Origin of the sequence: Synechococcus sp. KORDI-100, assembly GCF_000737535.1 — a bacterium.
Taxonomy (GTDB): Bacteria; Cyanobacteriota; Cyanobacteriia; order PCC-6307; family Cyanobiaceae; genus Parasynechococcus.
On the sequence record NZ_CP006269.1, the window covers coordinates 2656294 to 2668646 of the forward strand.

Annotated in this window: 11 protein-coding genes and 1 pseudogene; 5 read left to right on the forward strand and 7 right to left on the reverse strand. The window is 62.2% G+C overall.

All coding sequences use genetic code 11. The features are described 5' to 3' along the window. Positions 1-6: 6 nt before the first annotated feature. Positions 7-813 carry a hypothetical protein gene (locus KR100_RS13715; RefSeq protein WP_038547166.1) on the forward strand — a complete coding sequence of 269 codons (807 nt, stop codon included), beginning with the start codon at positions 7-9 and terminating at the stop codon, positions 811-813. Between the two features lie 4 nt (positions 814-817). Here the strand turns inward: KR100_RS13715 and KR100_RS13720 are convergent, their stop codons facing one another. Continuing rightward, positions 818-1327 carry a DUF456 family protein gene (locus KR100_RS13720; RefSeq protein ID WP_038547171.1) on the reverse strand — a complete coding sequence of 170 codons (510 nt, stop codon included), beginning with the start codon at positions 1325-1327 and terminating at the stop codon, positions 818-820. After that, positions 1317-2162 carry a 16S rRNA (cytosine(1402)-N(4))-methyltransferase RsmH gene (rsmH, locus tag KR100_RS13725; RefSeq protein WP_081858993.1) on the reverse strand — a complete coding sequence of 282 codons (846 nt, stop codon included), beginning with the start codon at positions 2160-2162 and terminating at the stop codon, positions 1317-1319. Before rsmH ends, KR100_RS13720 begins: the two co-directional genes overlap by 11 nt. A gap of 106 nt (positions 2163-2268) precedes the next feature. On the opposite strand from rsmH, the gene KR100_RS13730 reads away from it, so the two are divergent. The 3 genes and pseudogenes from KR100_RS13730 (at position 2269) to KR100_RS13740 (ending at position 4802) form a co-directional block, all read left to right on the forward strand. After that, positions 2269-3453: an NAD(P)H-quinone oxidoreductase subunit H gene (locus KR100_RS13730; protein ID WP_038547179.1), complete on the forward strand. Its 1185-nt coding sequence runs from the start codon at positions 2269-2271 to the stop codon at positions 3451-3453. Positions 3454-3697: 244 nt separating this feature from the next. Then, positions 3698-4012: pseudogene (locus KR100_RS13735) on the forward strand (glycosyltransferase family 2 protein); the annotation flags it as partial. A 301-nt stretch (positions 4013-4313) separates the two neighbouring features. Beyond that, entirely contained in the window at positions 4314-4802 is a 489-nt protein-coding gene (locus KR100_RS13740; RefSeq protein WP_038547186.1) for a thioesterase family protein, read from the forward strand. Here KR100_RS13740 and KR100_RS13745 read toward each other — a convergent pair. From KR100_RS13745 to menA, 3 genes are read right to left on the reverse strand one after another with little or no spacing between them, the layout of a single operon-like run. Next, positions 4789-5988 (reverse strand): AMP-binding protein, encoded by a 1200-nt coding sequence (locus tag KR100_RS13745; protein WP_081858994.1) that lies wholly within the window; start codon positions 5986-5988, stop codon positions 4789-4791. The two genes, KR100_RS13740 and KR100_RS13745, sit on opposite strands and share 14 nt — an antisense overlap. Continuing rightward, complete coding sequence (gene menC / locus KR100_RS13750; protein ID WP_038547189.1) at positions 5988-6956, reverse strand: o-succinylbenzoate synthase; 969 nt, start codon at positions 6954-6956, stop codon at positions 5988-5990. The genes KR100_RS13745 and menC overlap by 1 nt, the downstream gene beginning before the upstream one ends. 10 nt (positions 6957-6966) lie before the next feature. Next, complete coding sequence (menA, locus tag KR100_RS13755; RefSeq protein ID WP_038547192.1) at positions 6967-7905, reverse strand: 2-carboxy-1,4-naphthoquinone phytyltransferase; 939 nt, start codon at positions 7903-7905, stop codon at positions 6967-6969. Positions 7906-7976: 71 nt separating this feature from the next. Here menA and KR100_RS13760 point away from each other — a divergent pair, with 71 nt between their 5' ends. Continuing rightward, entirely contained in the window at positions 7977-9377 is a 1401-nt protein-coding gene (locus tag KR100_RS13760) for an isochorismate synthase MenF (protein WP_038547195.1), read from the forward strand. Here the strand turns inward: KR100_RS13760 and KR100_RS13765 are convergent. Together KR100_RS13765 and gshB are read right to left on the reverse strand one after the other, a co-directional pair. Then, entirely contained in the window at positions 9360-11468 is a 2109-nt protein-coding gene (locus KR100_RS13765) for a S9 family peptidase (RefSeq protein WP_239420353.1), read from the reverse strand. The genes KR100_RS13760 and KR100_RS13765 overlap by 18 nt on opposite strands. After that, positions 11428-12351 (reverse strand): glutathione synthase, encoded by a 924-nt coding sequence (gene gshB / locus KR100_RS13770; RefSeq protein ID WP_038547198.1) that lies wholly within the window; start codon positions 12349-12351, stop codon positions 11428-11430. The genes KR100_RS13765 and gshB overlap by 41 nt, the downstream gene beginning before the upstream one ends. Between the last annotated feature and the right edge of the window lie 2 nt (positions 12352-12353).

Sequence of the window (12353 nt, forward strand, 5' to 3'; positions counted from 1 at the left end):
TCTGGAATGACCAGCTCCTTATCACCCTCACTGGATGTCGGCCTTGCGATCCGAGATGGTTGGCAGGCGTTCTGTCGCGCACCCTGGCCCTTCGTTGGCTTCATCGTGCTGACGGGGGTTCTGTCCCAGATCGCGATGCAGATTCCAGGCATTGGCTGGTTGGTGGCGTCGATCGTCATCAATCTCTGGGGAGGCGTAGGACTGATCCGAGGCTCCTGGATCGCACTCGAGGGCCGCACACTGCGGTTCGCCGATCTGACGGGCTGGGATGGCCGGGCTGCCCTGCGCCTGTTCACGCGCCAACTGGTGCTGGCTCTGCTGCTCAGCCTGATCGTGCTGGTGATGATCAGCCTCGCGTTTGTCGCGTCCGGTGGGCCAGCGATGCTTGTGGAGCTGGTCGACAAACTCGTCGCGCTGACCCCTGATGAAGAGCTGATGGCACAGGAGCTTCTGTCAACCGGTTCAATGCTCGGTGAGCGCCTGGTGACAAGCCCGGTGGCCGGTCTGTCTTTTCTGATCGGAGGGGTGCTGCTCCTCTACCTCCAGGTGAACCAGGCCTTCCTTGGATTCATCGCGCTGCTGGAAGGTCGTGGACCGATCGGCGCCATCCAGCGTGGACGTGTTGTGGTGGACGGCCAGTGGTGGCAGGTGCTGGGTCTGCTGATCCTGGAAACGCTGATCCTGTTCATCGGCTTCGTCCTGGTTCTGGTTGGTCTGCTGGCTGCCGTTCCGCTGACGTTCTGCATCAGCGGCGCGGCCTACCGCCAGCTGTTCGGGACGGAGGATCAGGCCGGATTGCTCAACGGCCTTTGATCCATCAACGGACAGTCAGGATCACGAATCCTGTGACCCCGACCAAGGCCAGCAGCACCTGTGCGACCTGGCTCACCAGCAAGGCCACCACCACGGCCAAACCCACCCTGGCCGCCTGACTCAGCCTGGCTCCCCAGGCCAGATCCGGGGCACGGGACCCAAGCGACCAGGCTTCAACAAGGGCTGCGCCAAGCCAGGGAGCCAGGAGCAGCGCAACACCACCTGAGATCAGACCGATCAGCACGCCCGCACCGGCACCCAGCAGCGCCCAACGGCTGGCCTGCTGCTTGGCCGTCGCCAGACCCACCGCCAGGACGTCGGCCATCAGCCCCAGCCCGAAAATCACAAACGCGAGCAGGAACGCAGGCCATCCGGCGAGCAAACCCACCTGAAGACACCACAGGCCTGCACCGAGGGGCAGCCAGAGCAACCCGGGCAGCACGGGCAGAATCACTCCCGGTACAGCCAAAACCTGCAGGCCCAGCGCCAACCACCAGATCAGCTCAGGCGTCATCAGCCCTGCGACGTGCCAGCCGCCATTTCGCACTGCGGCTCCGGGGATTGCTCTGCTGCTCGTCTGCAGAGGCAATCAGAGGTTTGCGGGTGATCCGCTGCAGGCGCGGATCCTGAAGAAAGGCCTGCTTCACCCGACGGTCCTCCAGCGAGTGAAAGCTGATGATTCCCAGCAGACCATGCGGTTCCAACCAATCCGGAGCCTGCTGAAGCAACCGTTCCAGGGCCTCCAGCTCTTGATTGACAGCGATCCGCAGTGCCTGAAACGTCCGCGTTGCAGGGTGGATCCGTCCACGCCGAGCCTTTGGTGGATAGCAACCGGCAATTGCATAGGCGAGGGCGGCCGTGCCGGAATAGGCACCCTGGGAGGCCAGATCGGATTTGATGCGCCGGGCGATTCGTCGCGACAACCTCTCATCGCTATAGGCGTAAATCAGGTCGGCAAGCGCTGACTCCTCCAGTCGTTCGATCAGTTCACCAGCCGTTTCAGCTCCCCCCGCCGGGTTCATGCGCATGTCCAGTGGACCATCCAGCCGGAAGCTGAAGCCTCGTTCAGCCTGATCCAACTGCGGACTGCTCACCCCCAGATCCACAAGCACCATCGCTGCCGGTTCCTCCGGGGTGAAATCAGCGAAATTCATGGCCCTGATCTGAATTCGATCCGAAAACAGCGCCAGCCGATCCGCCGCCGCGGCTCGGGCAGCTGGATCCTGATCCAGGCCCAGCAACCTGAGATGGGGATGACGTTCCAGCAGCAGGGCGCTGTGGCCACCTCCTCCGAGGGTGGCATCGATGAGCAACCCGTGCTGACTCGGCAAAAGCTCGGACGCCTGCATGACGGCATCCGCCAGCACAGGCAGGTGAGAAAACTGAGGCGAATTCGACAACAGCTGCCCGGGGGGGACTCCTTAAGATTGAGTCATCGCAGAGTCCGTCGGTCCCATGACGCAGCTTGAAACGCGTACGGAGCCGATGGTGGTCAACTTCGGCCCCCATCACCCCTCCATGCATGGGGTGCTGAGGCTGGTGGTGACCCTGGATGGTGAAGACGTCGTCGATTGCGAGCCCGTGATCGGGTATCTCCATCGCGGCATGGAGAAAATCGCCGAAAACCGCACGAACGTGATGTTCGTGCCCTACGTGAGTCGCATGGATTACGCGGCCGGCATGTTTTATGAGGCGGTCGTGGTCAATGCACCCGAGCGGCTGGCTGACATCTCTGTTCCCAAAAGGGCCAGTTACATCCGCGTCCTGATGCTGGAACTCAACCGGATCGCCAACCATCTGCTCTGGCTTGGCCCATTTCTGGCCGACGTCGGCGCCCAGACACCCTTCTTTTACATCTTCCGGGAACGGGAGATGATCTACGACCTCTGGGAAGCCGCCACTGGACAGCGCCTGATCAACAACAACTACTTCCGCATTGGAGGAGTTGCCGCTGATTTGCCCTGGGGTTGGCTTGAAAAATGTCGAGACTTCTGCGACTGGTTCGGCCCCAAGATTGATGAATACGAAAAACTGATTACCAATAACCCGATCTTCAGGCGCCGTATTGAGGGTCTCGGAACGATTGCTCAGCAGGATGCCATCAACTGGAGCCTCTCCGGTCCGATGCTTCGGGCATCAGGGGTCGCCTGGGACCTGCGCAAAGTGGATCATTACGAGTGCTACGACGATTTCGACTGGGATGTCGCCACAGCCACCGAAGGTGATTGTTATGCCCGTTACAGAGTGCGCATTGAGGAAATGCGCCAGTCGGTGAAGATCCTGCGCCAGGCCTGCGAGATGATTCCCGGAGGGCCCACCGAAAATCTTGAGGCCAGACGCCTCAATGAGGGCAAAGGCAGTGAAGCCACTGGCTTTGACTATCAATACGTGGCCAAGAAAGTTGCACCCACATTCAAGATTCCCGATGGAGAGCTCTACACCCGTCTTGAGTCAGGCAAAGGGGAGATCGGCATCTTTATCCAGGGCAACAATGATGTGACGCCCTGGCGCTTCAAGATCCGAGCAGCCGACAGCAACAACCTGCAGATCCTTCCTCACATCCTGAAGGGCCACAAAGTTGCTGACATCATGGCCATTCTTGGCTCGATCGACGTGATCATGGGCTCCGTTGATCGTTAATTGATTTGTAGGACCAAAAACCTCTGACCCAACAAAGTCATCCCCAAATCCATCAGACAATAAGCTTGATTAGGATTCTTAAAGTTTAAGAGTTCTCGTTTTCTGCGTCCTCACGTTTGCCTTCATCCTCTGGCTTTAGGTCAACGATCATTTTATTGTTTGCCTTCAAGCAGAAACAACGGTCTGCAGGCAACATTGACAAGACAAACAGGATCAGTCCGATTCCAATGATCCATCCGTCAGCTTTCTGATCCCTGTGTTCAACGAAACACGCACAATTATAGAATGCATGCAGTCATGCATCGTATGCAGCTATCGAAACAAAGACATCATTGTGATCGATGATGGATCAGACGATGAGATCAGCCATGAAGCAGAAAGCATTCAAGACTGCCACCCAAAACACAGGATCAAGGTTTTCAAACTAAGGCGAAACAAGGGGAAAATTGCAGTATTAAATGATGCTCTCAAGCGGATCAAAAGTGAACTGATTGTCACCCTGGACGCTGACACGGTATTTGCAAGCAAGCACTCTCTGGACACACTGCTAGCCCCCTGATCCATCAGAAACGTTGTTCTGGAACGACGGCCAATCTTCACCTGCGTCATCCCAATGAACCTCTTGGAATGGTTCAGAGCATTGAATACACGAAGGTGCGCAACAGCAGCAAGCGGGCACAAAGTCTGCTGCAGTCCATTCTGATTCTGCCTGGGGCCATCAGTGCCTTCCGGCAGGAGGCTCTGACAGCAATTGGCGGCTTCTCTGCAAGCACCATGGCAGAGGATGCTCAGATCGGTTCACCACCTCCATGGGACTCTGATCAACACACCTGGCCATCCCCGCTGATCACAAGCTCACGATGTCCAACGTTTCCAAGGGCCGATCAAGCAATCCGACAACCTGGCTCAACCTCAGGCGCGATGTCCGTTTCGGTGACACCGACGCCGCCGGCGTGATGCATTTCCACCAGCTCATGCGCTGGTGTCATGAAGCATGGGAGGAAAGCCTCCAGCGCTACGGAATCGCTGCAGTCGAGATCTTCCCGGGTGGTCGAGGTTCGGAGAGCAAACCAACCATCGCTCTGCCGGTGATCCACTGCGAAGCGGATTTTCTCAAACCCGTTCATGGAGGCGATGAACTGATCGTGACGCTGGAGCCGGAACGGCTGGAGCCGGGCAGCTTCCAACTGCGCAGCACCTTTTTGCTGAAGCACACGGAAACGATCGTGGCCCGTGGTTTGATTCGCCATCTGGCCATTGACATCGCAAGCCGTCGTCGCTGCCATCTTCCGGAGTGCGTGGATCGTTGGCTGGAGGCCTCTGGTCTGGGACAACTCAGAGAGCTCTGACCCAATCCCGCCAGCGCTGACGTTGCCATTTGCCTGCTGCAGACGGCGCCAGTTCAGGACATGACAACCAACGTCGTGGCCGATCCGCTGGCGCCCAGCCAGTGGTGAGCTTCTGCAACGCCGGCAGCACGGAGGGATCCGACGTGCGAACCAGCACCACCAAACGCTCACCCCATTCCGGATCCTCCACACCCAGGATCAGCAGCGCCTGAACCGGAAGATCCTCCTGTTCAGCCGCTTGCAGCAGCCGGACCTCCAGCTGCTCAGGGAAGACCGTCTCCCCACCGGAGTGAACGGCACCGTCAAGACGACCCAGGATGCGCAGCCCTGCGCTGAGATCCGCAGCGTCTCCGGATCGCCACCAGCCAGCGTCATCCGAAAGGCTGCTGAACGCCTGCTGCCCCAACGGCGACCAGCTTCCGAGCGCCAGGCGAGGCGTCCGCACCCCCAGAGCTCGATTCGGCAGCAGCCGCAGCTCCACATCGTTCAGGGCATCCCCACAACCGTTCTCTCCCGCCAAGAACCGCTGCGGCGGAAGGGCCGTCACCATCGCCGCGGTTTCGGTGGCCCCGTAGCAAGGGGCAAGTCGGATCCCCGCCTGACGGGCCCGTTCCGCCGCTGTGACAGGCAGAGCTGCACCACCAACCCAGATCAGGGCAAAGCGTTGCAACCAATGCAACCCGCCTGGATCATCCAGCAACCGGACCAACTGGGTGGGCACCAGAGACAGCAGCCAGGGCTGTTGAGCAGAATCTGGCAAAGAGGACAGGCACTCCAGTAGGGTCGATGGTTCCTTGAGTTGTGCTGGCGACAGCCAGACATGGGTCGTTCCCCAACAGCGACTGCGCCACCAGGGCATCAAGCCGCTCATGTGATGGAACGGCAGAGGGTTGAACAGACATGTCTGCTCCGGGGCCAGTCCGATCGATCGCAACCAATCCCCGGTTGCGGCAGCGGACCGGTCGAGATGGAGGCATGGCTGAGCACAGAGACGCCGCTCCCCGCTGCTGCCCCCGGTCGAGAGCAGCACGCCGGAGCCCGGGGGCAGCAGCCCTGGATCGGGCGAATCCGTCGAGGCGGAGGGGCCGAGGAGCTGCACCCATTCAGATCTCGCCAGTGCCCTGGCCAACGCAGCGGCGCTGGACTGCGGAGATGCCGGATCACACACCAACCTGGAGAGGGACATCAGGCCGCCGCCGCCCACACCTGGCTGGGATCAGCACTGAACAGCGGTCCTGAGGGACACCAACCCGGTGCCAGGCCAGGGGCAGCAGGGGTCGGCCCCGTCATCTGCAGTGCTGCCAGGTGATTCAACCAGCGCCTGCCGATGCCGCTTTCGAACGCGGTGCTCACCATGCGCCAGGGCACTCCCTCCTGCAGCTGACGCAACAACGGTCGGGGATCCCCCTCCAAGGCCGGGCGACGGACCTGCCACCCGTGCCAGCGGTCGCGCAACTGCGGATCAACATGCAGGGACTCATCGAGGGCGACCGGGCCCTGCTGGGCTAGGGCTTCCAGCCCCTCATGATCCTCAGGGGGCAACGGCTGCTCCAACCAGGCGAAGCGCGGATCACCAACCAGGGCCTGCATCCAGGCTCTTGCCGTCGCACGGTCCCAGCCACCGTTGGCATCAAGGCGAAGCTGCGCCGTTGACGGCAATCGCTGCATCAACTGCTCCAGCCAGCGACGCTCAAGTCCATCGGCTTCAGCGGCCACTTTCCATTTGAAGGTCATCGCCCGCAGGCGGCCGCGCTGCTCAAGCAACCGATCCAGCTGGGAGAGCATCAGGCCACCAGCGGGGAGCAGCTGAGCACCGCCGGGAGCATCCAGCCAGCCATGACGGGATCGGGAGCCAACCAGCCCATCCAGTTCCGCCAGAGCAGCTCCGAGCCCGAAACCAAGGGCACCCGGCAACTGCGGCAGCAACGTTTCCAGGTGCTCCCTTGACAGAGATGACGGCAAAGCGGCCAGCTGTTGCTGACAGCGCGGCAAGCGACTCGGATCCAGTGGTGCCACCTCCCCCCAACCGGTCGCACCTGAGGACGCCTCCAAACGCAGCAACCAGCCACAGCGATCCTGCAAAACCCCAGCCGCCGTGCGCAGCGGCCGGATCAGCGCGAACCGGAACGGTCGGATCTGCAGCTGAAGGTCCATCCCTTCATGGTTAGGGCCGCAGCGCTCCCATGGCCAGTCCGAGACTCAAACCCAGCCCGTTCCATGCCTGAAAACGCAAGGCGAGGAATTTGCTGCCGCTGATCCGCATGGGCTGATCGTGATGGTCAAGAAGCAGGCGACTGAGTGCCAGACCGGCTGGAAGTCCGAGCCAACCCAGAAGGGCTGTCAGCGGCCACTCCCCGAGAAGCACCGGGATCGATTCCGAAGCCAGCACGACCGTGATCCAGACGGGAATCAGGGCTGCGGAACGGGCCGTTCCCAAGCGCACCACTGGGGAATGCTTGCCGTGGGCTGCGTCCTCGTCGACCTGATGAAAGTGGGAGCAGAACAACACCAGACTGGTCGCCAGAGCGGGACCCGCACCAAGCTGAAACGCTGTGTGCCACGGAATCTGTACCTCCCCTGGCGGCCCAAGCACCAAGAGGGCTGCAGCTGTGGCCAGCGGCCCGAACGCGAGCCAGCAAAGGGGCTCTCCCAGCCCGAGATAACCGAGCCTGAAGGGGGGCCCCTGATAGACGTAGCCGATGCCGCAACACGCGAGCACCAAAGGCAGGACCGCTGGCTGGCTACGCCAGGTCAGCCAAGCGATCAGCAGCAGACCCAGCAGCAGCGCGGCATTCGCCAGCAGGGTCAAGCCGTCTCGACGACCGGTCAGATTCACCAGGGAATGGGGTTTGCCAACCCGGTCCACCCCGGTCTCCGCGTCGAAGAGATCGTTGCTGAGGTTCTCCCAGAGCAGAAGCAGAACAGCCGCCAGCAGAAATCCAAGCAACTGGTCCCAGCGCATGGGCTCCGCCGAACCGAGGCGCCAACCACTGGCCAGCAGCGCCGGCATCACAGCAACGGAATACATCGGCCATTTGATGGCCGCACGCCAGAGTTTTCGGCGTTGGTCGTAACGGGTTGCGACAGCCTGAGGCTCTGACATGGACTCGAGCGCTTCAGGAAGGGTCAGGACCCATACATTTGAGCAGTCCACCCGCAAGGCATTCCCCGCGGATGACGGCTGACCACCGTTTCAGCAGACTGCTCGATGTCGCTCGCAGCGGCTGGGAACAGCGCAGCTGTGAAGACACTCTGCTCAGCCTTGCGCTGCCCCTGGAGGGCATCGATCCCCTGCCAGCCCTGCCATATCTGGCCAACACCGATGCGTATCGCTTCCTTTGGGACTGCGCACCAGGGCTCTCCATAGCGGCGAGTGGACGTTGCCAGCATCTGGAACTGGCAGGGTTGCGGCGTTTCGAGCTGGCCCAGCGCTTCTGCGACGTCACGCTGGGACGACTCATCGATGCGGTCCCGGCGACACCACCCCAGGCGCGACCGAGGGTGTTGCTTGCCTTCAGCTTTTTCGAGCAGAGCGACGAACGCGATCATCTGCCCAGTTCAGTCCCGTCCGTGCAGGCGGTGCTGCCGCGATGGCAGCTCAGCCGACAGGGGCAACGCGGCTGGTTGCGCATCAACGGTGCCGTCAGCGACATCGCCGACGCCAGAGAACTCGCCGAACAGCTGTGGCTGAAGGCCAGAGAACTCGAGGCACACCCTGGCGGCCCACCGCTCCGAGACAGCGCGCCGATGCCGATTCCGGGTCGATTGGCGGCACAACCCTGGCAGGACCGCTACCGCCAGGCCCTGGATCGAGGCCTCGAGCTGGTGAATGGAGCACAGCTGCACAAACTCGTGCTGGCGGTTCGGCAGTCCATCGACCTGGAGGAACCGCTCGACACGCTGCCACTGCTTCAGCGCCTGAGACGCCAGCAGGCGGGCAGCTGTCGCTTTCTTTGGCAACGCCAAAGCGGTGACGCTTTTTTCGGGGCCTCGCCGGAACGATTGCTCTGCCTTCGAGGTGACAACCTCCGCATCGATGCCCTGGCTGGTACGGCTGGGCGAGGGGATGACGGCAGCCAGCTGCTCCGCTCCGACAAGGATCGGCGCGAGCACGAACTGGTGGTGGAGACCATCACCGGCCGCCTGCAGCAGGCAGGCCTGAACCCCTGGCATCGACGCCAGCCACAGCTGGCCCGCCACGGCCTGCTGACCCACCTGCACACGCCGATCACCGCCGACGCCGGAGGTCGATCAGCGCTGGCGCTGGCTGAGGGCCTGCACCCAACACCAGCGGTCGCCGGCTTGCCGAGGCGGGAAGCCATGGCATGGCTGCGGGCCCTTGAGCCATTCGAACGTGGCGGCTATGCCGCGCCGATCGGATGGATCGACAGTGCCGGGGATGCGGAATTACGGGTGGCCATCCGATGCGGCCATGCCCGGGGCCATCGACTGGATCTCACGGCGGGGGCAGGCCTTGTGCGCGGCTCGGTCGCCGAGCGGGAACTGCAGGAGGTGGGCCTGAAACTGGCGGTGCTCGCCGATCAACTGGAGCTGCGCTCAGCGCTTTGGCAGTGAGCGCAAGCGCCATTCAAGCGACGAATCACTGATCGCCGTCCCAAACGGTTCGGCACGTCCTCCGACGTGTTGCTGAAGGAATGCCTCCACCAGCGCCACCATGGCCAGGGCATTGCGTGGGTTGGCCAGACCGTGGCCTTCGTCAGGAAAGACAACGAAATCGATCGGCAACTGTCGCTTCGCCATGGCCGAGGCAATGGCCTCGCTCTCCTGCAGTTTCACCCGCGGGTCGTTGGCACCATGGCCCAGCAACAGCGGCCGCTGGATGCGATCAACGTGATTGATCGGGGAGATCGCATCCAGATCCACCCGACCCACACCGATCATCCGCTCGAACATGGCACGTCCGGCCGCCCAGTACGGCGGCAGTGACGCCAGCATGGTTCGCAGATTGGCTGGTCCAACCTCCGAGATGGCGGCAGCGAAAAGCTGAGGATCCCTGGTGAGGCCCGCCAGTGCTGCATAGCCTCCGTAGGACGCACCCATGATCACCAGACGATCCGGGTCAGCGATGCCAGCATCAACCGCCCAACGCACGGCATCGACCAGATCGTCCTGCATGGCGCCGTACCACTCCCCTTCGCCGGCCAGCAGATGGGCTTTGCCGAAACCGGTGGAACCGCGGTAGTTCACGCTCAGGACGTGATAGCCGCGATTGGCCAGGAGCTGATGCATGGAGTTGTATCCCCAGAAATCCCGGGCCTGGGGACCGCCATGCACCAGCAGCACAAGGGGCTGGGGTCCCTCGGCAGTCAGCGTTGTGCGCGTGAGATAGGCCGGCAGACGGCGACCATCACGAGCCTTGAGATCCAGGCTCTCCATTGGAGCCAGGGCGTACTGCTCAAGCCTTGGCTGAAGAGCGAACAGTTTGCGCGATGTCTGACGCTCGCGATCCCACAACCAGTATTCAGCGCTGCGATCGGAGGAACTGATCGCCACCAGCCAGAGCCGATCGGCCCGATCACGATCGAGAATCGAGAAGCTGGCGTCACCGGCGAGACGCTCCAGGGCATCGAGATCAGGCTGAACCGCGTCATCAAGGACAACCCGCTGGCTGCGGAGGTCGGTCTCCACCAGCACTGTCGGGACACCGGTCTCCATGTCGCTGAGTGCAAAGCCCACAGCCCCGGCGTTGGAACGATGCACCAACTCGGAGCGGCAATCCATGCCGCTACCGCAGCGGACTAACTGATCCCGGTGCCAACGCACGATCCGGGGACGGTCCTCGCCCGTGGTGAGGGCTCCGTACAACCACAGTCCATCCCGGGTGAATCCGAGCGGGCCGGACATGCGGGCATCGTTGAAGTCAAACCGCTGGAAGGGCCGCCACGTGGTTTCACCCGGAAGACGCAGCTCATAGGCAGCGCCGCCATTGGGCAGCGGTTCAGCCCGCAGGTAGGGATGCCAGTCGCCATCGACATGCATGACGCTGACGGGACGACCGTCCTGCACCTTGTGAAGCAATCGCATGGCCCCGGTGCGGAGGCTCAGCACATACAGATCGTGGTACCTGGGATCACGGTCATTGAGGCCTACCACAAGCTCATCGGGAGCCTCGCGATCAGCGGCCAGCAACATGGCCCGCACACCCTTGGCCGGTGTCAGATCAACACTCTCCCCGGTGGTGGGATCAATGCGCACCAGCACCGTGTTCTCATCGCCATCGCCATCACGACTGGAAATCAGATAGCGACCATCCGCGGTCCAGCCGGCCGGGTCGTGGGGTCGACGGCTGGCACGGGTCAGTAAACGTGCCGGAGAACGACCGTCGAGATCCCTCACCCAGAGGTTGAGGACACCATTGTAGGGGGCCAGAAACACCAGCCTCTTGCCATCAGGGCTGAGATCAACGGCCGCGATTTCAGGGTTGCCGAACAGCACCTCGCGGGGAATCAGCGGCGGTTCAGACGCAGCGGCACGCGGCATCAGGGTGACTGGCATCGCCAGCAGAACCCCGCTGAGCAATGCGACTGTCTGGCAGGCCCCTGATGTTGTCCAAAACCGACGGCGCATCCATTCGCTCACCAGGCCCCACAGTCTGGCGAGGCGTTCAGGACGTGCGATGAAGCCGTTCGATGGTTTGATCCGCAAGCGGTTGCTGCATCAGCCGTTCCACCTCGCGGACCCCGGTGGGACTGGTGACATTGATCTCACTGAGCATCCCACCGATGACGTCGATTCCCACAAAGAACAACCCTTCCGCGCGCAGCGCCGGAGCGAGAGCCGAACAGATCAGGCGCTCCCGGTCGCTCAGTTCGGTGGCTTCGGCCTGACCACCCACCGCAAGATTGCTGCGGAATTCCCCACCACTGGGCCTCCGGTTGATGGCGCCCAGGGGTTCGCCATCCACCAGCAGGATGCGCTTGTCACCCTCCTTCACCGCGGGAAGGAAGCGCTGAGCCATCACCGGAAGACGCTCCTGTTCCGTCACCAGCTCCAGCAGAGCCTTGAGACCCGGCGCCTCGGCAGCGACACGAACAACTCCGAGCCCGGCACGCCCACCAAGGGGCTTCAACACCACTTCTCCTTGCTCATGGGTGAAATCCACCAGCTCCTGGACCCGACCGGCCACCAGCGTCGGGGCCATCCAGCGGGAGAAACGCAACGCCCCGAGCTTTTCATTCCAGGCCCGCAGGGCACTGGGACGGTTCAGGACCAAAACCCCTGCTCTCTCAGCCACCTCCAGCAGATGGGTGGCGTACAGGTAGGCCTCATCAACCGGTGGGTCCTTGCGCATCCAGATCGCATCAAACCCTGTGAGCAGAAGCCGCTCGCTGGGCCCGGCCGTGATCCAGGGCTCCGGCATGACGGGGGTCGCCATCGCCAGTGGCTCTTCACCACGGGCGATCAGATCGGACGGTGTACAGACCCAGACCTCATCACCGGCTCGGTAGGCCGCCTGCATCAACGCGGCGGAGGAATCCTTCTCCGGATTGATCTGCCGGAGCGGATCCAGAACAAACAGCTGCCGCATCC

What these genes read in the sequence shown, in the direction of transcription:
- KR100_RS13715 (WP_038547166.1), top strand. Translation starts at nt 7, where the DNA reads ATGACCAGCTCCTTATCACCCTCACTGGATGTCGGCCTTGCGATCCGA.
- KR100_RS13720 (WP_038547171.1), bottom strand. Translation starts at nt 1,327, where the DNA reads ATGACGCCTGAGCTGATCTGGTGGTTGGCGCTGGGCCTGCAGGTTTTG.
- rsmH (WP_081858993.1), bottom strand. Translation starts at nt 2,162, where the DNA reads ATGCAGGCGTCCGAGCTTTTGCCGAGTCAGCACGGGTTGCTCATCGAT.
- KR100_RS13730 (WP_038547179.1), top strand. Translation starts at nt 2,269, where the DNA reads ATGACGCAGCTTGAAACGCGTACGGAGCCGATGGTGGTCAACTTCGGC.
- KR100_RS13740 (WP_038547186.1), top strand. Translation starts at nt 4,314, where the DNA reads ATGTCCAACGTTTCCAAGGGCCGATCAAGCAATCCGACAACCTGGCTC.
- KR100_RS13745 (WP_081858994.1), bottom strand. Translation starts at nt 5,988, where the DNA reads ATGTCCCTCTCCAGGTTGGTGTGTGATCCGGCATCTCCGCAGTCCAGC.
- menC (WP_038547189.1), bottom strand. Translation starts at nt 6,956, where the DNA reads ATGGACCTTCAGCTGCAGATCCGACCGTTCCGGTTCGCGCTGATCCGG.
- menA (WP_038547192.1), bottom strand. Translation starts at nt 7,905, where the DNA reads ATGTCAGAGCCTCAGGCTGTCGCAACCCGTTACGACCAACGCCGAAAA.
- KR100_RS13760 (WP_038547195.1), top strand. Translation starts at nt 7,977, where the DNA reads ATGACGGCTGACCACCGTTTCAGCAGACTGCTCGATGTCGCTCGCAGC.
- gshB (WP_038547198.1), bottom strand. Translation starts at nt 12,351, where the DNA reads ATGCGGCAGCTGTTTGTTCTGGATCCGCTCCGGCAGATCAATCCGGAG.